General features: G+C 32.2%; 21 protein-coding genes. 11 read left to right on the top strand and 10 right to left on the bottom strand.

All coding sequences use genetic code 11. The features are described from left to right. The first annotated feature begins 196 nt into the window (after positions 1–196). From EP747_RS18240 to EP747_RS18225, 4 genes are all read left to right on the top strand, one after another. Complete coding sequence (locus EP747_RS18240; protein WP_129691511.1) at positions 197–946, top strand: sulfite exporter TauE/SafE family protein; 750 nt, start codon at positions 197–199, stop codon at positions 944–946. 111 nt (positions 947–1,057) lie between these two features. Continuing rightward, positions 1,058–1,549, top strand: a complete 492-nt coding sequence (locus tag EP747_RS18235) for a DinB family protein (protein ID WP_129691510.1) — start codon at positions 1,058–1,060, stop codon at positions 1,547–1,549. 11 nt (positions 1,550–1,560) lie between these two features. Beyond that, positions 1,561–2,037 (top strand): GNAT family N-acetyltransferase, encoded by a 477-nt coding sequence (locus tag EP747_RS18230; RefSeq protein ID WP_129691509.1) that lies wholly within the window; start codon positions 1,561–1,563, stop codon positions 2,035–2,037. 16 nt (positions 2,038–2,053) lie between these two features. Then, on the top strand, positions 2,054–2,536 hold the full coding sequence (locus tag EP747_RS18225) for a methylated-DNA--[protein]-cysteine S-methyltransferase (protein WP_129691508.1): 483 nt from the start codon (positions 2,054–2,056) through the stop codon (positions 2,534–2,536). Positions 2,537–2,606: 70 nt separating this feature from the next. On the opposite strand, the gene EP747_RS18220 is transcribed toward EP747_RS18225, so the two are convergent. The 4 genes from EP747_RS18220 to EP747_RS18205 all read right to left on the bottom strand — a co-directional run bounded on the left by EP747_RS18220 (position 2,607) and on the right by EP747_RS18205 (position 8,848). Next, positions 2,607–3,758, bottom strand: a complete 1,152-nt coding sequence (locus tag EP747_RS18220) for an AI-2E family transporter (protein WP_129691507.1) — start codon at positions 3,756–3,758, stop codon at positions 2,607–2,609. 144 nt (positions 3,759–3,902) lie between these two features. Beyond that, positions 3,903–5,825 (bottom strand): LTA synthase family protein, encoded by a 1,923-nt coding sequence (locus EP747_RS18215; protein WP_129691506.1) that lies wholly within the window; start codon positions 5,823–5,825, stop codon positions 3,903–3,905. Positions 5,826–6,057: 232 nt separating this feature from the next. Continuing rightward, on the bottom strand, positions 6,058–7,935 hold the full coding sequence (locus EP747_RS18210) for a vWA domain-containing protein (protein ID WP_129691505.1): 1,878 nt from the start codon (positions 7,933–7,935) through the stop codon (positions 6,058–6,060). Between the two features lie 19 nt (positions 7,936–7,954). Then, positions 7,955–8,848, bottom strand: a complete 894-nt coding sequence (locus EP747_RS18205; RefSeq protein ID WP_129691504.1) for an ATP-binding protein — start codon at positions 8,846–8,848, stop codon at positions 7,955–7,957. Positions 8,849–9,232: 384 nt separating this feature from the next. Between EP747_RS18205 and pflB the strand changes: the two genes are divergently transcribed. The 3 genes from pflB to EP747_RS18190 all read left to right on the top strand — a co-directional run bounded on the left by pflB (position 9,233) and on the right by EP747_RS18190 (position 12,663). After that, on the top strand, positions 9,233–11,458 hold the full coding sequence (pflB, locus tag EP747_RS18200; RefSeq protein WP_419179324.1) for a formate C-acetyltransferase: 2,226 nt from the start codon (positions 9,233–9,235) through the stop codon (positions 11,456–11,458). A gap of 95 nt (positions 11,459–11,553) precedes the next feature. Continuing rightward, positions 11,554–12,306 carry a pyruvate formate-lyase-activating protein gene (gene pflA / locus EP747_RS18195; RefSeq protein ID WP_129691502.1) on the top strand — a complete coding sequence of 251 codons (753 nt, stop codon included), beginning with the start codon at positions 11,554–11,556 and terminating at the stop codon, positions 12,304–12,306. Positions 12,307–12,483: 177 nt separating this feature from the next. Continuing rightward, complete coding sequence (locus tag EP747_RS18190) at positions 12,484–12,663, top strand: hypothetical protein (protein ID WP_091023201.1); 180 nt, start codon at positions 12,484–12,486, stop codon at positions 12,661–12,663. 106 nt (positions 12,664–12,769) lie between these two features. Here the strand turns inward: EP747_RS18190 and EP747_RS18185 are convergent, their stop codons facing one another. The 4 genes from EP747_RS18185 to EP747_RS18170 all read right to left on the bottom strand — a co-directional run bounded on the left by EP747_RS18185 (position 12,770) and on the right by EP747_RS18170 (position 15,887). After that, entirely contained in the window at positions 12,770–12,895 is a 126-nt protein-coding gene (locus EP747_RS18185; protein ID WP_069035250.1) for a YfhE family protein, read from the bottom strand. Positions 12,896–12,963: 68 nt separating this feature from the next. Further along, a complete protein-coding gene (locus tag EP747_RS18180) occupies positions 12,964–13,524 on the bottom strand; it encodes a GNAT family N-acetyltransferase (RefSeq protein ID WP_025671591.1) in 561 nt (186 codons plus the stop codon). Between the two features lie 317 nt (positions 13,525–13,841). Continuing rightward, positions 13,842–14,972, bottom strand: a complete 1,131-nt coding sequence (locus EP747_RS18175; protein ID WP_205753848.1) for an amidohydrolase — start codon at positions 14,970–14,972, stop codon at positions 13,842–13,844. 18 nt (positions 14,973–14,990) lie between these two features. Beyond that, positions 14,991–15,887: a TIGR01777 family oxidoreductase gene (locus EP747_RS18170; RefSeq protein ID WP_129691501.1), complete on the bottom strand. Its 897-nt coding sequence runs from the start codon at positions 15,885–15,887 to the stop codon at positions 14,991–14,993. A 79-nt stretch (positions 15,888–15,966) separates the two neighbouring features. Here EP747_RS18170 and recX point away from each other — a divergent pair, with 79 nt between their 5' ends. After that, positions 15,967–16,782, top strand: coding sequence for a recombination regulator RecX (gene recX / locus EP747_RS18165; RefSeq protein ID WP_129691500.1), 816 nt, complete (start codon positions 15,967–15,969; stop codon positions 16,780–16,782). 95 nt (positions 16,783–16,877) lie between these two features. Beyond that, on the top strand, positions 16,878–17,201 hold the full coding sequence (locus EP747_RS18160; protein ID WP_069035247.1) for a YfhH family protein: 324 nt from the start codon (positions 16,878–16,880) through the stop codon (positions 17,199–17,201). Positions 17,202–17,218: 17 nt separating this feature from the next. Here the strand turns inward: EP747_RS18160 and sspK are convergent, their stop codons facing one another. Continuing rightward, positions 17,219–17,374, bottom strand: a complete 156-nt coding sequence (gene sspK, locus EP747_RS18155; protein WP_082459389.1) for a small acid-soluble spore protein K — start codon at positions 17,372–17,374, stop codon at positions 17,219–17,221. A gap of 118 nt (positions 17,375–17,492) precedes the next feature. Between sspK and EP747_RS18150 the strand changes: the two genes are divergently transcribed. Beyond that, on the top strand, positions 17,493–17,771 hold the full coding sequence (locus tag EP747_RS18150) for a YfhJ family protein (protein ID WP_088014818.1): 279 nt from the start codon (positions 17,493–17,495) through the stop codon (positions 17,769–17,771). A gap of 60 nt (positions 17,772–17,831) precedes the next feature. Here EP747_RS18150 and EP747_RS18145 read toward each other — a convergent pair whose 3' ends face one another. Next, entirely contained in the window at positions 17,832–18,803 is a 972-nt protein-coding gene (locus tag EP747_RS18145; RefSeq protein ID WP_129691499.1) for a metal-dependent hydrolase, read from the bottom strand. Between the two features lie 85 nt (positions 18,804–18,888). Between EP747_RS18145 and mutY the strand changes: the two genes are divergently transcribed. Next, the gene (gene mutY / locus EP747_RS18140) at positions 18,889–19,986 is read left to right on the top strand and encodes an A/G-specific adenine glycosylase (protein ID WP_129691498.1); all 1,098 of its coding nucleotides are present in this window, start codon (positions 18,889–18,891) and stop codon (positions 19,984–19,986) included. Positions 19,987–20,007 lie beyond the last annotated feature (21 nt).

The raw sequence follows: 20,007 nt of genomic DNA, 5'->3' as shown, positions 1-20,007 counted from the left end.
TAGGAAACTAGCAAATTTTATCCGTTTTTTATCCGATTAGAGAAAACTTAGATCAATTTTGCCATTATTCCATTTGAAATTAGCTACTTCAGTATTGCTATTCCATAATCAACCACAAATAATGAGGTCTTTAGTTTCCCTTTTTTCGAATATTTTGTGTATAGTAATGATAGACGCAAAAAAGGGAGATAGGAAAATGGACTCACTATTATTACTTTTTATTTTGGGAATCGGTGCAGCAGTAGTTGGAACATTAGCTGGTGGTGGAGGATTAATTACACTCCCGATGATGATTTTTCTTGGCATTCCTATTCAAACGGGTATTGCCACAAATAAGTTTGCCTCAGGTTTGGGGTCGTTTAGTAGTATTCTTTATACAATTAAAAAGAAAGATTTTAAGGCATCAGTCATTTTTCAATTTATATTAGTTTCGATCATTGGTGGAGGAATTGGTGCATTTGTAACAAGTATGTTAGATGAACATGTGATGAATATTGTTGCATTAGTTTTATTAGCTGGTTCATTATGGCTAACATTTGCAAGTAAAAAGTGGAACTATGAAACTACGAATAAAAGTGGTGTTGAAAAGCAAACATTGCTAGATAGGGGCATCTTAACGGGGATTGGTGTTTATGACGGGGGCTTCGGTCCAGGGTCTTCAACATTTGCAATCTTGTATTTTATTAAAAAAGGGTTTACTTATGTTAATGCAGTTCAGTTGGCTAGAGTATTAAATTTTGGGAGTTGTTTATCAGCATTTATCATATTTTATATGACAGGTCACTTCCAATGGAAAATTGCTGTGACGATGGCTGCTGCTTCAATTGTTGGTAATCAAGTAGGGTTAAGGTTTGCAGAATTTGTTCCAATGAAGCTAGCCAGAATACTATTAATTTCAGTTTCTGTTTTATTAATTGTTCAAGTAAGTTTGAAGTTATTTGTATAATGAAATCAAGGTCTGTGGGTATATCCGCAGACCTTTTATTATTTTACTTAAAGGTAATTTTTCCCACTCAGTAGAATAGATAATTAATCAATATATTAAGAGGTGACTGTAGTGAATCAGAAGGAATATCAATGGGTAAAAGAAAATCGTGAAGCATTATTAGATTTTTGTGGTGAATTAAAACTAGAGGATTTTACTCGTAAATTAGAGGGGTTCGGAGTCCAAAGTGTAAGAGAAACGCTACTACATATGGCTGAATGTTATATTGCATGGATTGGATCTTTTATATTATTGAAAACGAAAAAGCCAATTACGCCAAAGGAAAACATTGTAAATCTTAGTCTTGATGATATTAAATCAAGATTTGAACAAGCTGATTTATTCGTGAGTGAATTATTGGATATGACAGTTGATCGTTTAAATAAACCAATTGTTAGAAAGATTCCATGGAGAAATCATAATGAAGAATTATCTTTCACACCGATGAAATTGCTAGTACATACGATCACGCATGAATATCATCATAAAGGTCAAATTGTCGCGATGGCACGACAGATGGGTTATATCCCACCGAATACTGATGTTTTAGGTACAGAGGATTAAGGGGGGATAAAATGAATTTGAGATTGGCAGAAATAAAAGATATAGAGCAATTAATTAAGATGAGATGGGACTTTACTTTGGAAGATTACCAGACGGGAAGAATTAAAGAGAGCGAATACAATGACTTTTACAGTGAATGTCGTGATTTTTTACTAAATGCAATGAACAGTAAACAGTGGTATATATGGGTTGCTGAAATAGAAGGTACAATTGTTTCACATATTTATATTGAACTTATTCAAAAAGTACCTCGACCTGGTAGAGTGACTAATCCTTTTGCCTTCATGACAAATGTATATACATTAAAGGATTATCGAGGGAAGGGGATTGGAGGAAAATTAATCTCCAAAGTAAATAAATGGGTAAGCGAAATGAACTTCGAATTTGTTATTGTTTGGCCGAGCGAGCAAGGAGTTAATTTTTATAAGCGAAACGGTTATAATCAATGTATTGAAGCAATGGAGTATTTTCCAAATTTAGATAAATAATCTAGGAGAATGATTTATGAATCAATTAGATACAGCTTATATAGACACTCCGTTAGGTACATTAAGGATCGTTGGAAATGAAAAAGGAGTAGCATATATTGATTTTGTCAAAGAAGAGAATGACGAAATTCAAAAAACAGTACCACCTTCTTTGAAGGATGCAGGAAATGAATTGATTGAATATTTCAATGGAACTAGGAAGGAATTTAGTATTCAATCAATTGCAAAAGGAACTCCTTTTCAAGAAAGTGTGTGGAGGGAACTAGTTAAAATTAAATATGGAGAAACTGCTTCATATGCTGATATTGCTAACCGAATAGGGAACCCAAAGGCAGTAAGAGCAGTAGCGAATGCAAATGCAAGAAATCCATTAAGTATCATCGTTCCATGCCATCGGATTATTGGGTCAAATGGTAAGTTAACAGGCTATGCTGGTGGCCTGTGGAGGAAAGAATGGCTCTTAAATAGAGAGCAGGGAAGAGAGACGTTTAAATTGTAAAAAGAAAGAGCAGGAATAACGGAAGTGTTAAGAGTGAATATCACTCCAACTTCATTATTCTTGCTCTTATTTATTCTTTTTGGTCGTTATCGTTGTTAATGTTTATTTCGATATTTGTTTCAATGTCGTCATCAATAATCTTATCTGCGAATTTCGCTTTTTGCCTTAAATTGATAATCCTAGAGATATTAACAATCACTACTTTACAAATTGCATAGGTTGGCACAGCTAAAACCATACCAAGTACACCAGCAAAGTTACCAGCGAATAATAATAATAGGATAATCGTTAAAGGATGAATATTTAACTTTTTCCCCATGATATATGGTGAGATTAAGTTTGAATCAATTTGTTGAACAATTACAATGATTAGTACAACGAATAAAGCTAATTTTGGAGAAATTAGAGCCGCAACGATCACTGCTGGAGCTCCACCAATAAACGGGCCAAAGTAAGGGATAATATTTGTAATAGCAGCTACTAACGCTAAAATTAAGGCATTAGGTATTCCGATAATACTATATCCAATAAACGTTCCAATTCCAACAAAAATACAAACAATCGTTTGACCTTGAATGTAAGAAGCCAATGTTTCGCTTGTTTCGTTTGCAATATGAATTGCTTCATTCCTTAAGCTTTGCGGTAAAAAACGAGACATCGCAGCTGGAAATTTATGACCATCTTTAAACATATAAAACAGTATAAATGGAACTGTTAATATGATTAACGTTACATTACTTAAAATATTGAAAAACGCACCAATTCCACCTGTTATGCCACCGATAAATACTAGGGCATAGTCTGCAACTTTCTTTTCTAAATCTTTAATTTCAACGTAATTTTGACTTCCTAACCACTTCTCTAATAGGCCAATCTTATTTGTTGCTTCATTTACAATTGTTGGCATATTATTTACTAAATCTTTAAATTGTTCAGTTAAGGTTGGGAATACATTAATGATAGATACCACAGCAATTAGGATTAATCCGAGATAAAGAAGAAGAATGCCTATTGAACGAGGCACTTTTTTTCGCTCTAAAAAATCAACTATTGGTGCGAATAAGAAATATAGAAAGACTGAGACAAGTATTGGCGCGAATAAAGTACTAATTAAAATAGCAATTGGTTGAAATAAGAATGATATCTTTGTTCCAACGAATAAGACTAAGAATAATAATAGTAGTTCGATCGTCCAAAATAATAACTTAGAGTTTTTATACAATTAATATCCTCCCACTATATTTTGATTAAAAAACTTATGTATAAATACCATATTATAACAAAAAGAGATGCTTGTAAAAGCATCTCTCGGTGTATAAAACTAAAAATTTAATTACCGGACTATGAGGTTCTTTAGAAGTTCCTTTTATTGATTTGGTTCAGTTATTGTTTGCATTGTACCTGTTTTATGCTTGTTGCCACTGTAGAAACGGAATAAATCACCGTAAACAATATTATCTGAAAGTGTTAGCTCTTTTTTTGCTTTATCAATTAATAGTTTCGCTTCTTGATCAGGAACTTCTACTTTTTCAGCAGTTAATCGATTATAAAATTCATTAGAGCCAGCTACATAATAATATTTACTTGTTACGAAGCTTCCATCACGGAAAACAATGAATTCCGAATAATCTGGGCTAAATAAATCTTTACCAAATTCAATATCTGTTTTTGTATCAACACCTAACAGATGAAGAATCGTAGGTTTTACATCAATTTGACCAGCAACCTTTGAGATTGTTTGACCTTGTTTTTGCTTAGGTAAATGAATAATAAATGGTGTGCGTTGTAAATCCATATGGTCATACGGAGTAATTTCGTCTTTACCTAAGAACTGAGCCATTGCACGATTGTGGTTTTCAGAAATACCATAATGATCTCCATACATAACAAGAATTGTATTATCATATAGACCTGATTTTTTCAGACCTTCAATAAAGTGTTTAATTGATTCATCCATATATCGTACTGTCGTTACATAACGATCAAGTGTCTCGTCGCCAGAATTATATTGATCAATGTATTGATCTTGAGGATCAAGTACGAAAGGATAGTGGTTTGATAAAGTTAAGAATCTAGTATAAAACGGTTGTTTCACTTGTGATAAAAGAGGAAGTGATTGTTCAAAAAAATCTTCATCCTTTAATCCCCAGTTTACCGAGTTTTCATCGGTAATATTATAATCTACTTCATTAAAGTAGCGATCGTAACCTAAAGAAGGGTACATTACATTTCGATTCCAAAAGCTTTTATTATTTGCATGGAAAACAGCCGAATAATATCCTTGATCTTTTAAAATTTCAGGTGTAGCCATATATTCGTTATTTGCATGTGTAAAATAGACAGCACCACGATCTAATGGATATAAAGAGTTATCAATAATGAACTCAGCATCGGACGTTTTTCCTTGACCAGTTTGGTGATAGAAGTGGTCAAAATAATAACTTTCTTTAATGTATTTATTTAAAAATGGAGTTATTTCTTTACCATTAACCTTTGCACCAATTGTGAAATTTTGCATTGATTCTAAAGAAATAACAATAACATTTTTACCTTTATATTTACCGAAAAGCTTTGCATTTGCTTTTACGCCGTTACTATTTACATAGTTTTCAATTTCAGTTAATTTACTGCTATCCGCAAAGGCCTTTTGTGTTGAAGTTTTTGTTTGAAGTGATAAATCGTAGCCTTGGTAAACATAAAGTCCAAGATTTTTTACTAACATTTCACGATCAAACGAACGAGTAAGCAATTCAGGTCTTTCCATTTCAGCTAAACCTAAATTTAAAACTGCAATTGCAATCGTAATTAAATAATAGGTTGATTTCATAAATGAAGGTACTCGACCAGTGTTTGAAAATTTAGGAAATTTTTTTGAGATTAAATATAGGATAAGGATATCAATAAACATCAAAATAATTTTAAAGCTTGCTAGTTCTTTTACACTTGATCCTAAATCACCCATATTACTAGTTTGGAACAGCACTGGTAAAGTTATGAAGTCATTAAAGAATCCGTAAAATAAAACGTTTCCACATAATAGCAAGGTTAAAATGAAATTAATCAAAAGCGCGATTGTATTACGCTTATTCCCTTTGAAAAAAAGAGCGATCCCTACAAGGAATAATGAGGATGCCAAAGGGCTAATAAATAATATTACATTTTGAAAGACTGTATCAATTTTTAAATCGAATCCAAACAGAGTAACAATATACGTTTTTAGCCAAACTACTAACGCAACCAGTAATACGAATCGTACACGTGAAAATGTTGCTTTAAATGAAGTAGGCATAGTCCTAATCCCCCTTAAATACAAACAAACTAGCGGTCATACACTAGCTTTTCTTTAAATATGCATCTCTCTAAGTCGTCAAAATTTATCGTACTCCGTTTAATTTTAAAAATCAATAGGAAATACGATTTCGTTATGTAAATCTGTTCGACAAAATATTCAAACTACTTATAAAATAAAAAGAAATAGGCTACTAGTAAGCCTATTTCTTTTCATTTTATGGACAACTATCTTATTCTATGCTTCTTAATAATAATTTTTTTAGCATTGGTTTTAATTGAAGTCTTAAATCTTCTGCATTTGAGGCGATTAAGTAATGGTGCTGATAAATATTTTTCATTAATTGTGAAGTTTCTTCTTGATGTTCTTCTTCCTCGATGAAAGTACCGATTACTTCAATTCCAAGTTTTCTAGCTTGTTTAACTGCTTCATGCGTATCGATAATCCCATCCTGGAAATAATCTAATGCTGAAGGTTCGCCATCAGTAAACACGAGCAAAAATTTATGCTTTTCCGAACGTTTAGCGAGCTCTTCTGAAACAATTCGAATCATTAAGCCGTCACGATTGTCCTCTTCTTCTTGAAGCTGCATAATATTAGGACCTACTGAAGGAGATAAAGAGCTTGAAAACGGAATGACTTGATGTAAAATATTTGGTTTATTTTCTTTTGTAGCATTTGAAGCATCCTCCCAAAAGCCACTAATGCTATGAGAGATTTTTAATTGTTTTAATGTTTCATGGAATAAAATGACGCTTTTTTTCACTTCATCCATTTTATTAAACATCGATCCAGAGCAATCAACTAATAAGTAAAAAACAGCATCTAATTCTTTTGATTCAGTTTGTTTTTTATAGAACATTTTAGGATTTTCTTCTGTGAAAAGTCGAACCCATTTTTTATTTAACCTACCATAGTATTTATCAGTAGGTGCATTTTGTTTATTTTCTAATGATTTTTCTATCGTTTTTCTTAGTTCTTTAACATCTTTAGATACCATTGAAGACAATGTATAATACTGTTTCTTTTCGGTAACTGTTTGCCCAATTGCTTCTTTATATTTAATGGAAACATTACTATTGTATTTACCAAAAGGATTTTGCTGTGAAGAGGATGAATTCGTAGCCTCATATGAATCAGTTTGTTTTGACTTTTTATTCTCTCCTTGTTTGGAGGATCCAAATGCATTTGCAATTGCCTGATCGCCGGCCTCTTCTTCTCGTGCAAAATTTGCTTTAATAGAAGTTTTTGTACCACTTTCAACTTCAAATCGTAAAAAATTATCATCTGTTTCATTATTTTTACTTTCTCTATGCCAGGTGGATAATCTTTCATCTTCGCTGTTTCTTTCATCAAGACCCTCTTGCTGGTCCTCATTTTGAAGCTCTTTTACTTTACTATTACATGAAGCTAATTCGTTAATTTTATTTAACGGTAAATAGCCAAAATATGTGTGAATCATATCTTCCTTATACAGTGAGAGTAACCTCTGCTGTACTCTATATACAATAGAAGAAATATCACTTGTTTTCTTAGCTTCAAACGCCTGAAAGAGGATGGGTAAAATATCCTCGAGATGTTCATTCGTTTGATATGTTAATTGGGTAGAAGTAAGTGAAAGATAAATTAAACAAAACAATTGATCTAATTGGAAATTACGTATTTCATTTGCTTTGAATTGTGATTGAAAATAATGTCTATATATTTTTTTTCTCGTAGAAAATAATTGTCTTGTACCTGGTCTTTGATGAATAATTAACTCTTCAAGTCGAATATCCTCAAGAAGGACAAACAATTGTGTGAAAAAACTTTTTAAATGAGTTTCTTGTAATTCCTTTAGTGTATCTTTGAATTCACTAAAATCTGAGTAATGTTTATTACCTAAAGCTTTTAAGTACACATCTGATTTCAAACCTTGTAACTGTGTACTATGCTCTTGTGTATCCCAAAAGTGACTTACAGTAAATTTTTGTTCTTCATCGTCGTAATACGCCTGAAAATCAAATTCTAAAAATGAATTACGATCTTTCGAAAGAGAAATCGATAAATTTTCCATTTGAAGAAAAGTGGAAGCGTCGATTTTTTTATTGTTAAAAATGATTTGTTTCATATATTAATCATCACTCATTTCAAGAAAGAAAATAACTTTCAGCTAGTTCTCTAACAGTCTCACGTTCAATGTCATCACTTAATTTAGCGATAATTGTGCGTTCAATTGCTCGAAGTACAGGTATATGAACAGATAAATCACATGCGTCAAGAACACCACGAATACTTGCTGCATCTTCACTAATTCTGCCTTCACTTGCTAATGGAATTAAATCACTTGAAAAGCTTGTGAATTTCTTCAGTAGTTCTTCATCTTTTAGCTCAGATTCATCTTTTAATAACTTAAGTAATGAATCCCCATTAATATATGGAACATCTATAATAATGAAGCGATTTTTTAAAGCTTCATTTAATTCACTTGTTCCTACATATCCTTCATTTATTGCTGCGATTACTCTGAAGTTTTCGTCACCTTTTACTACTTCTTGAGTAAATGGATTTGTAATCATTTTTCGATAATCAAGTGCACCATGTAATAATGGTAATGTTTCTGGTTTAGCCATGTTAATTTCATCGATATATAAAATATGACCTTTCTTCATTGCTTTCATTAAAGGTCCATCGATGAATACTACTTCAGATCCGTTCGTATTAGAAGCAATGGTGTTGTATCCAACAATTCCTTCTAAATCTAAATCGACTGAACAGTTTATGCTATGCATCGGTTGATAAAGCAATTTTGAAAGCGTCTCAGCTAAAACCGTTTTACCACTTCCTGTTGGACCTTTTAACAATATATTTTTACCAAGAAGAAGGGCAGTAATAGCATCTTCTAAAATCGTTGTGTCTTGAGAAACATATTGTTTTGTTCCGATTAATAATTGCTCTTCTTTTAGTACTTTTTGAATTTGTTCATTATATATTAAATTTAATTTTTCATTAATCGAACTAGAAAGATTTAGTTTTGTATTCATAAATTACTCCTTTATATAAACATTGTTCAATTGAATTATTCATTTGTGTATTAACCATAGTATTATCGCATATTTGGTTTGTGAATGTCTTGTCCACAAATTTTCATGAATCTGCTAATACAGTTACTATCTTTTGAGTATAACAGTTAGTTGTTTAACAGGAAAGTTTTCAGAGTGAATTACTATATATATGAAGCAACTGTAATTTAGTGGAAGGAATTAAGTGTTATATGAGTTAACTTTTTAACTACTTTGTTCAATATTTCACAATATGTTCATAATATAATCGATTGTTTCAGTTCAGCGTATGATAAATTATATACGTAATCTGTTATATACTTAATTAACTTTCTGTATTATATGCAGAAGAGGAGGAGTAATACGATGGAACAATGGAGACAATTTGAAACTGGACGATGGGAAAAAACGATTGATGTAAGGGACTTTATTCAAAAAAATGTTAAATCTTATGTTGGAGATGACTCTTTTCTTTTAGGACCAACGGAAGCAACTAACAAACTATGGGATATAGTACTTAAACTATCTAAAGAAGAACGCCAAAATGGCGGAGTTTTAGATATGGATACAAAAATTGTATCTACGATTACTTCACATGAACCAGGATATTTAGAGAAAGAATTAGAACAAATTGTTGGATTCCAAACAGATAAACCTTTTAAGAGATCATTACAACCATTTGGTGGGATTCGAATGGCTGAAGCATCTTGTGAGTCTTATGGATATAAAGTTGATGATGAAATAAGCAAAATATTTACAGAATATCGAAAAACACATAATCAAGGCGTATTTGATGCCTATACATCAGAAATGAAAGCAGCAAGACGATCTGGTGTTATTACAGGTCTACCGGATGCATACGGTCGTGGAAGAATTATAGGCGACTATAGAAGGGTAGCGTTATACGGGGTAGATCGACTTATTAAAGATAAAATTGATACATTAAATAAAACAACAAGTGTTATGTCAGAAGAAGTAATAAGAGATCGTGAAGAACTAAATGAACAAATCCGTGCATTAAATGAATTAAAACAAATGGCAACAAAACATGGGTTTGATATTTCTAGACCTGCAACAAACGCAAAAGAAGCTTTCCAATGGTTGTATTTTGGCTATTTAGCAGCAATAAAAGAGCAAAATGGAGCAGCTATGAGCTTAGGGCGAGTTTCAACATTTTTAGATATTTATATTGAACGAGATCTGGAAGAAAGTACTTTAACAGAACAAGACGCACAAGAATTAGTCGATCATTTTGTAATGAAACTGAGATTAGTCAAGTTTGCTCGTACTCCTGATTATAATGAATTATTTTCTGGCGATCCTACTTGGGTAACAGAGTCAATCGGTGGAATAGGAATAGATGGTCGTCCACTTGTAACGAAGAACTCATTTCGCTTTTTAAATACTTTAGATAACCTAGGGCCAGCTCCAGAACCTAACTTAACTGTCCTTTGGTCAGCAAAACTACCAGATGGATTTAAACAATATTGCGCTAAAATGTCAATTAAAACTAGCTCAATTCAATATGAAAATGATGATATCATGCGTCCGGAATATGGTGATGATTATGGTATTGCATGTTGCGTTTCCGCTATGACAATCGGAAAACAAATGCAATTCTTTGGTGCACGTGCAAATCTTGCCAAAGCATTATTATACGCAATTAACGGTGGTAAAGACGAAAAGTCTAAAGCTCAAGTAGCACCTATGTATGCTCCGATTACATCTGAATATCTTGACTATGAGGAAGTAAAAGTTAAGTTCGACGTTTTATTAGATTGGTTAGCAGGCTTATATGTTAATACATTAAATTGTATCCACTTTATGCATGATAAATATAGCTATGAACGAATTGAAATGGCGTTACATGATCCAAATATAAAACGTACAATGGCAACAGGTATTGCAGGATTGTCAGTATGTGCTGATTCATTATCGGCTATTAAGCATGCAAATGTTAAAACAATTCGCGATGAGAATGGAATCGTTGTTGATTTTGATATTGAAGGAGAGTATCCAAAATACGGGAACAACGATGATCTTGTAGATGATATTGCAGTAGAACTTGTTGAAAGCTTTATGGCAAAAGTAAGAAAGCATAAAACATATCGCAATTCAATTCATACAACATCAGTGCTAACGATTACGTCTAATGTTGTTTATGGTAAAAAGACAGGTAATACACCAGACGGAAGAAAAGCAGGTGAACCATTTGCTCCTGGTGCCAATCCTTTACATGGACGCGATACAAATGGAGCTCTAGCATCATTAAGTTCAGTAGCGAAATTACCTTACGAAGATGCACAAGATGGAATTTCAAATACTTTCTCAATCGTTCCAAAAGCTTTAGGTAAAGACGAGGGTACACAAGTATTAAACTTAGTAGCAATGTTAGATGGATATACAGAAAAAGGTGGTCATCACTTAAACGTAAATGTATTCAATCGAGAAACATTAATGGATGCGATGGAACATCCTGAAGAATATCCGCAATTAACAATCAGAGTCTCGGGATATGCAGTTAACTTCATAAAACTAACTAGGGAACAACAAATTGACGTAATAAATAGAACTTTCCACGGTTCTATGTAAAAATCTCTGTAATTCATGCCTAGTGGGGGACATACTTCACTAGGCTTTAATGTTTTTACTAAATCAGGAAAAAATTAATTAAGAGGTGAATGACAATGATTTCAGGAAATATACATTCAATTGAAACTTGTGGAACTGTCGATGGACCGGGTCTTAGATATGTAATCTTTACACAAGGATGTTTATTAAGATGTCAATATTGTCATAATGCAGATACGTGGAAAATTGGAGCAGGTAAAGAAATGTCAGTTGATCAATTAATGAAGGATATCAAGACATATATTCCGTTCATGAGGTCATCTGGAGGTGGCGTTACGGTTAGTGGTGGAGAACCATTATTACAATTAGACTTTCTATTAGAACTGTTTAAATCTTGTAGAAAAAATGGGATTCATACAACGATTGATACATCTGGTGGATGTTTCAGCAGTACTGACCCAAATTTTCTTTTAAAATTAGACGAAGTATTAGAATACACTGATTTAGTATTATTAGATTTAAAGCATTTTGACGAAAAAAGACATATAAAACTTACGGGTAAATCAAATAAGCAGATTAAAAGTTTTGCTAAATACTTGGACAAGAAAAAGATCCCGGTTTGGATTAGACATGTCTTAATTCCTGGAATCACTGACTCAGAAGATGATTTAATAAAACTAGGTGGTTTTATAAACACTTTATGTAACGTGGAAAAAGTAGAAATTTTACCATATCATCAATTAGGAGTTTATAAATGGGAAGCATTGGGATTAAAATACCCTTTAAAAGATATTCAACCACCATCAAATGAAAGTGTTAATCATGCTTATCAACTATTAACCCAAAAGAAAGAATTACAAACTTGTTAATAAAACTAATTACTTTGAATTGTCCTTTAAATGTTAGTAGGCGTCTAACATTTAAAGGACAGTTTATTTTATAAGCTTTTTATTATTATTTAGACGATTGACTAAAATAAATTTGAGGTTCGTGAATATAATGAAAAATAGTTATTTATAGTTTCTTATTTTAAAGGGTGAATTTTTATGAAGGAGTTTCGATTTTCGTGGTATGTTTTACTAGATGATCAGAATGGAATCGAAGGGGGATCTTTTGTTCGAGGAGAAAAAATTGAAGATGAAATGCATCGAATAAAAGAAAAACTTAGTAAGGAATATTATGTTAGACCGTCTTCGGTTTATATTATTGAATCAAGTGAAATTTAATTAAGATATTGTAAATTTTGAAAGATGTTTATACGGAGTATTACTGGTTGTAAAGTTATTCTAGAAAAACAAAAAAAGGCTTCCTAAGAAAGCCTTTTTGAAAAAATTATTTGCCTATTCCATTAAAATTAGTATAACCTGCAGCACGATCAGCTCTCTTAAATTCCTTTGCATATAATACTTCTTGAGTAGAACTTAAATTTCGTCTCGTTTTATCTTTTCGTTTATCCACAAAAAACACCTCGCTAAGTTATAAAATCCTTAGTAAGTCTCTCCATTTTTTGTGGCTGGTATACTAAATTAAGCTTCTTTTAAATGTGTAACTTCATGTTGTTGGTAATCTTCACGCATTGTATGCAATAAATAATTGTCTTTAGTGATTTCAAATAAATCGTAAATTTCTTCATTTTGATTAATTTCATCATATAAACATTTACGTGATTCATTTGCTAATGATGCGTATGGTAGTTTACTTGCAGCATAAAAAGAGCGCTTATTAACTTTACGAATACGCATAAAAATAGAGTTTATTCCTAAATCGTGAAATAACTCATGGAAGAAAGCGTCTTTTGCTGGTTTGTTATAACCCATTCCGTGAAAAGGTTTGCCTAACCAAGTTCCTAAAAAGCCATATCCATCTTCAATATCATGTAAAGAAATGTTACCAATAGGGTTACCCCACTCATCTAAGATTGTTCTTGATATCATTTTTCCTTGTTCTTCTAGTTCGATTGCTTGCTTTGTGATAAATAGAAATTCTTCGTACGAATTTGCTTTATGGCGCACAAAGGGAAAGACATCAGGATGTACCATAAGTTCAAAAAGTACAGAACAATCTTGTAAATCTCGCTGTTTCAGCATCTCTACTCCTCCTCATAATAAGGGTAGCGAAAGAAGGTTACGCCACCCGCGAAATTTTTGTGAGGACTAAACAATAAAATTTAAAGTCCTGTGAAGCGCATTAACTATGAATAAATTATGAATAATTTTTTAATGCACCCTAAAATTTCGGGGTGGGAATCGAACCCACTAGGACCAGCGATTTACTGGTGGCTCACCATTTGCCTTTCCCGTTAAAATACTATATAAGAAAAGTGTTTTCACACTTTCTATTTAATTTACCGCAAACGTTCTTACTATACTATAATAAACGATTTTGTTCAAATTGCAAACTAAAATTATTCGATATTTTTATACACAATTCTACCATCTATGACAGTGAGTAATGGTTTAGCCATATAATGAAACGGATGATGGGACCATAATACTACATCACCATCTTTACCAATCTCTAAGCTACCAATTCTATGAGATAAATTAAGGTTTTTTGCTGGATTGATTGTAATTGCTTTTAAAGCTTCGAGCTCAGGTAAACCTTCTCGAACTGCTATAGCTGCACATACATTTAAATACTGAATTGGCGTATAAGGATGGTCAGTTGTAATTGAAACACTTACCCCAATATCAGCAAGAGCTTTGTATGTAGTCCAGGATTTATTTTTTAATTCGATTTTTGAACGTCTAGTTAATGTAGGACCAACAGATACTTGAAGGTTTCGATCCTTTAGATGGTCAATAATTAAATGACCTTCTGTACAATGTTCAATTCGTATATCTAAGTTAAATTCTTCGCCAAAACGTATAGCTGATAAAATATCATCTGCACGATGAGCATGAATTCGCACTGGAATTTCTCTATTTAAAGCTTTAATAATTGGTAAAATTCGAAAGTCATCTGGGTTATGCGAGTTTTTAGCTTCATAGAATGCTTCACGAAGCATTCCCATAATACCCATTCTAGTAATTGATTCTTTATTCCCGTTACTGTGAGTTCTTTTTGGATTTTCACCAAAAGCGATTTTCAATCCAGACGGCTCTTGAATAATCATTTTATCGATACTTTTACCATATGTTTTAATTGTACAAGTTGTTCCACCAATTACATTTCCACTACCAGGCATGATATGAGCTGTTGTAATTCCATGTTGGATCGCATCAGTAAAAGCAACATCAAGTGGCAATATTCCATCCATTGATCGAATATGTGGAGTCAATACCTCAATTGTTTCATTCGCATCATTTCCAGCCCAACCAGTTCCTTCGTCATATAGTCCTAAGTGAGTGTGTACATCAATAAAACCAGGAAAAAGTGGTTTTCCTGCACATTCTACGACAATCGTTTGATCTTCAATCGAAAAAATCTCAGGTGCAATTTCTTTAATTTTCCCATTTTCAATTAACAAATCATGATTATATAAAACTTGAGATGTAATGGGGAAAATGGTTGCATTTTTAAATAATAGATTCATGATAAATCCTTTCAAATACTAATTTAAAGTTAACAGTAAAGCTTCTTTTAAAGATGGGAATTGAAAGTTATAATTAGTTTGAATGGCTTTAGAAGGCATAACTTTTTGACCTTCTAAAACTAGCATACTCATTTCACCTAGTAATAGTTGAAGGGCAAAATTTGGAACTTTTAATTTATTTGGTCGATGTAAAGCTACTGAAAGGGATGTGCTAAACTCGTTCATTGTTACTGGATTAGGTGACACTAAATTGAATGGCCCCCTAATTTCCGTATTTTTTATCATATGAAGTATTAAGCCAACAACATCCTTCTCATGAATCCAAGATATCCACTGGTTACCTTTTCCGATTGGACCTCCAATAAACAATTTATAAGGCAAAATCATTTTTGGAAGTGCTCCACCGTTTAATCCTAAAACTAGACCAAATCTAGCGAGAATAGTCCGAATTCCCAGTTCTTCAGCTTTTTTGGCAACAGTTTCCCATTCTCTCACAGTTGATGCTAAAAAATCATTTGAAATAGGCTTGTCATGTTCATTAAAAGTTATAGATTGAGAGGTTCCATAAAACCCTATTGCGCTAGCATTAATAAAAAGGTTTGGACGATGGGCTTGTCTTTCAAACCATGTAATTAGAATATTTGTTGATTTTATACGACTTTGTAGAATTTTGTCTTTTAATTGCTTAGTCCACCTACCGCTGTTTATTGATTCACCAGCTAAGTTAATGACTATGTCAATGGACTCCCGAAAAGAATTCGAGGTTAATTGATCCCAATTAATATAAGTAATAAATGGATTAGATGATGTTCTTATATTTCTGGTGACAATATAACATTTAAATTCATGTCGAATAAATTCATTTATTAATTGAGATCCAATAAACCCTGTACCGCCTGTAAGAAGAATCTTCATCCACGCATCTCCTTAATACATAATATGATATTATTATTTTTATGTGTACATAAAAACAAAATTTCTTTTGAGGTAAATTATGTCTATTATTACGAAAATTCAAGTTCAAAAATTAAATAAAGAACGATTTAATATTTACACAGATAGTGGTAATGGTGAAGAGTATTCGTTTAGTGTAGACGCTGATACTCTTGTTAAATTTAATATAAAAAAAGGTCAATCATTTGAGCCATTTGAACTAGAAGAGATATTAAATGCCGATCAACTTAGAAAGGCATATCTTTCTAGTATTGTTTATTTATCTAGAATGATGAGAACAAAAAAAGAAATAGAACAATATTTAACAAAGCAAGAATTCTTAATTGATACAATACAAACTACAATTATCCGACTTGTAGAAGAAGGGTATATTAATGAAGAAAAATATGCTGAAAGTTATGTCCGTACGTCTATTAATACGACGTTGAAAGGACCATCAATCATTAAGAATGAGCTATTAGCAAAAGGTATTCACAATTCTGTAATAGAGAAAAGCTTAATTTTATTTTCAATAGATAAACAAATTCAACATGCTATTTCACTTTGCCAAAAAAAAGTTTCTGCACTTTCAAAGTACTCAACAAATCAAAAAAAAGCAAAACTTGAAGAACTGCTGAGAAGAAAAGGATATTCTGCTAACATCGCTTCGATTGCAATTGAAGAAACACAGTATGAAAGTGAAGAAGATGATGAATTACAAGCTTTATTAATACATGCTAGAAAAGCGAAAAAAAAATATGAAAAATTAAGTGGTTGGGAATATAACCAAAAAATGAAAACAGTATTATTTCGAAAAGGTTTTCCAATTGATCTAATTGAAAAAGCGATTTTAATTTTAGAAGAGGAAGAAAACTAATTAATTGTAGTATGTAGACAAAGTTCAAAACAATTGGTTGTCTGTTATTAGCTTGATATAATAAATATATCTAAATGATTTAGAGGAGACTTAAAATGGAAATTCCAAAACGATATAGTGACTTAACGAAAGATGAATTAGTTCAAGAAATTAGCAATTTGAATCATCAAGCTAGAAAAGCTGAACAAATGGATATGATCAATGAACTTGAAGTTATCCTTCGTAAAAAAACGATGGCTCAATCATATTTATTAGACGCAAGTCAATTTATTCCTGGCGAGCAATATGAATTAATTGAGGAACCTGGAGTATTATTTATGATCACATACATGAATGGTATTTTTGCTTGGGGTCATAAAAGCACTAGTGAAGAAGAAATAGGAATCCCAATCGCATTATTAAAGAAACCAGGGATGTAAAAACCCTGGTTAAATTTCTATTCATCACGATTACTTTTTGCCATACGATCTTGTGGATTTGTATTAATGCTCCCATTTGGACGGATAGAAGCATTTTGTGATTTGTAATCTATATTACCATCAATAGCCATATCATGCTTTTGTTTTGAAAAACGTTCACTTTTTGTTGTCATCTTAAAAATCCCTCCTAGTGATAAAACTAATTGATGAAATGAACCATCATCGTTATGATGACCATTTTGAATTTAGATATGATTATAATAAATGTTTAAAAATTGGAAGGTGTAATTTATGGAGAAATATTTAGAGCAATTAACTGAGCTATTACTTAAAGAAAATAGCCATTTAACATACTCACAAGCAAAAATTTGGGTTGAATGGCTGTGGGAAGATTTTGAAGCAACTTATGCTAAAGCTGGAGAATATCATGGAGAACAAATGTCTAAAAAGGTTGTTCAACAGTTTATTTTCCAATATGGAAAATACTTGCATGAAACAGATATAAAAATTGCAAAGCCACCTGGTTTAGAAATTATCGAAACGAAAGAGAAGGATAATCTTCTTCATTAATTAAATAACCCTTAGCAAAAAAATTGCTAAGGGTTATTTTTTATTAGAAGATAAAACGAATTAAGCTTTTAGTTTTTTCTGCAATTTTTTCTCACTAAAGATCCAGCCAGTGAATGAACTGATAATATTATGTTCGTAGTCGAATTTGACTACTGCAACAAATGGGTAGTATGTTTCGGTTCGATACCTTAGATCGATTAGTCTTAATTCTTTATGGTCGTCATGTCCAATCAATTCCCAAATGTAAACTGGTGAAAATGCTAGAAAGGATTTAACGTTTTCGTCTTTAAAGGCTGCTTTTACGTCTTCAATTACTGGTAAAGGGATTCTTTTAAATACGTCGTGGATTTTAAAGATTCTTTTCTTTATTTTTCCAACGTAATGATGTGAATCTGTACTTGCTACAATATGATAATGAGTGTATTTTATAGAAGGTGAAACATAGACGCGTTTTACATCTGGTAATTTTTTTGTGACTGTTTGAATCACGATTTGTTTTTGTCGATATCTAAACGCATAGTAAAAAATCATAATGAAATAGAGCATGACACAGATTGGACCAGCTCTAAAATGAAAAATAACAAATGGAACTCCAACTAAATGGATTGCAAAAATAATTGGATCGAAAGTGTTTATGATGCCAAAAGCAATCCAGCGTTTTGAAAAAGGCCTTAGTGCTTGGGTTCCGTAGGCATTAAATAAATCAACGAATACGTGCACACTTACTGCAAGAAAAGACCAGAATAAATAGAGTCCAAAGTGTTCTCTGTTGTTAAATAATGTCATAAGCGCAGAAAGTGATAATGTCCATAAAATGACTGCTGGAATTGAATGCGTAATTCCACGATGATGTTTTAAATATTTTGCGTTATTTCTTAATTTTAATATCGTGTCACTGTCTGGTAATTGTGATCCGATGATTGTTGTTAATAAGAGTGAGTTTGTCAAATGTGGGTCATGTAGGACAATAGGACTCAGGGTTGCTAATCCGCCAAGTGTAAATCCCATTACAAGATGAGTACCAGTATCCATTTAGTTCCTCCCTTTACTTACCCTTTTAATTTTTATAGTATTGACTATTAACAAAACATATAGATGTTAGAGAAAGGTATAAGTTATGAATAATGATTTAAATAAGACATTAGAAGTTTTCCCCAAAAATGACTTTAAAAATAATTTAGTTAATTGGTTTTTAGCAGAACAGAGAGATTTACCTTGGAGAAAGAATAAAGACCCATATCGAGTATGGGTTTCAGAAATAATGCTTCAGCAAACACGTGTAGATACAGTAATCCCTTTTTATAATAAGTTTATGCAAAATTTCCCTACTATTGCTGACTTGGCGAATGCCGAGGAAGAAAAAGTACTAAAGGCATGGGAAGGACTTGGTTATTATTCTAGAGCTAGAAATTTGCAATCGGCTGTACGAGAAGTCCATGAAGAGTATTCAGGGAAAGTACCAGATACGCCAGAATTAATAAGCAAATTAAAAGGCGTAGGACCATATACTGCTGGAGCTATCCTTAGTATTGCATATGGAAAACCAGAGCCAGCAGTTGATGGGAATGTAATGAGGGTATTATCTAGAATATTAACAATTTGGGAGGACATTGGTGTACCTAAAAACCGAAAAATTTTTGAACAAGCTGTAAGAGCTTTAATTAGCCATGAAGATCCATCTGCTTTTAATCAAGGTTTAATGGAGCTGGGTGCATTAATTTGTACACCAACAAATCCTGCATGTTTACTATGTCCTGTGAGAGAACAATGTTTAGCTTTCGAAACTGGAGTTGTTACTGAGTTACCTATAAAAAGTAAAAAGAAGGCACCAAAACCAATTGATTTAGCAGTTGGTGTCATTAAGAATAGAAATAATCAATATTTAATTCAACAAAGACCTTCTAGTGGATTACTTGCTAATATGTGGGAGTTTCCAACTGCTGAATTACAATCAACGATGCTATCTAAAAGTGATACGCTTAGCTTCTTCTTAAATCAAGAATCTCAATTAGAAGTTGAAGGTTTATCTTATCAATTTAATATTGAGCATGTTTTTTCACATCTTGTATGGAAAATGGAAGTTTATGTTGGAGAAGCAGTAAATGAGGGGAGTTTATCAAGTAATCAGAAATGGGTTACATTAGATGAGTGTAAAGAGCTGCCGTTTCCGGTAGTGCATCAAAAAATTTATCAGCAAATCGAAAAACTACTTTAAATATTGACCACAAAAAAATCC

It is taken from the genome of Gottfriedia acidiceleris (assembly GCF_004138285.1).
GTDB classification, from domain to species: Bacteria; Bacillota; Bacilli; order Bacillales; family Bacillaceae_G; genus Gottfriedia; species Gottfriedia acidiceleris_A.
This window is presented reverse-complemented; position numbering and strand designations above follow the sequence as displayed.

Coding starts and splice junctions, on each gene's coding strand:
- EP747_RS18180 (WP_025671591.1), bottom strand. CDS start 13,524: ATGCTGAAACAGCGAGATTTACAAGATTGTTCTGTACTTTTTGAACTT.
- EP747_RS18210 (WP_129691505.1), bottom strand. CDS start 7,935: ATGAAACAAATCATTTTTAACAATAAAAAAATCGACGCTTCCACTTTT.
- EP747_RS18160 (WP_069035247.1), top strand. CDS start 16,878: ATGGAAATTCCAAAACGATATAGTGACTTAACGAAAGATGAATTAGTT.
- recX (WP_129691500.1), top strand. CDS start 15,967: ATGTCTATTATTACGAAAATTCAAGTTCAAAAATTAAATAAAGAACGA.
- EP747_RS18150 (WP_088014818.1), top strand. CDS start 17,493: ATGGAGAAATATTTAGAGCAATTAACTGAGCTATTACTTAAAGAAAAT.
- EP747_RS18215 (WP_129691506.1), bottom strand. CDS start 5,825: ATGCCTACTTCATTTAAAGCAACATTTTCACGTGTACGATTCGTATTA.
- EP747_RS18205 (WP_129691504.1), bottom strand. CDS start 8,848: ATGAATACAAAACTAAATCTTTCTAGTTCGATTAATGAAAAATTAAAT.
- EP747_RS18170 (WP_129691501.1), bottom strand. CDS start 15,887: ATGAAGATTCTTCTTACAGGCGGTACAGGGTTTATTGGATCTCAATTA.
- EP747_RS18230 (WP_129691509.1), top strand. CDS start 1,561: ATGAATTTGAGATTGGCAGAAATAAAAGATATAGAGCAATTAATTAAG.
- pflA (WP_129691502.1), top strand. CDS start 11,554: ATGATTTCAGGAAATATACATTCAATTGAAACTTGTGGAACTGTCGAT.
- mutY (WP_129691498.1), top strand. CDS start 18,889: ATGAATAATGATTTAAATAAGACATTAGAAGTTTTCCCCAAAAATGAC.
- EP747_RS18240 (WP_129691511.1), top strand. CDS start 197: ATGGACTCACTATTATTACTTTTTATTTTGGGAATCGGTGCAGCAGTA.
- sspK (WP_082459389.1), bottom strand. CDS start 17,374: ATGACAACAAAAAGTGAACGTTTTTCAAAACAAAAGCATGATATGGCT.
- pflB (WP_419179324.1), top strand. CDS start 9,233: ATGGAACAATGGAGACAATTTGAAACTGGACGATGGGAAAAAACGATT.
- EP747_RS18175 (WP_205753848.1), bottom strand. CDS start 14,972: ATGAATCTATTATTTAAAAATGCAACCATTTTCCCCATTACATCTCAA.
- EP747_RS18225 (WP_129691508.1), top strand. CDS start 2,054: ATGAATCAATTAGATACAGCTTATATAGACACTCCGTTAGGTACATTA.
- EP747_RS18190 (WP_091023201.1), top strand. CDS start 12,484: ATGAAGGAGTTTCGATTTTCGTGGTATGTTTTACTAGATGATCAGAAT.
- EP747_RS18145 (WP_129691499.1), bottom strand. CDS start 18,803: ATGGATACTGGTACTCATCTTGTAATGGGATTTACACTTGGCGGATTA.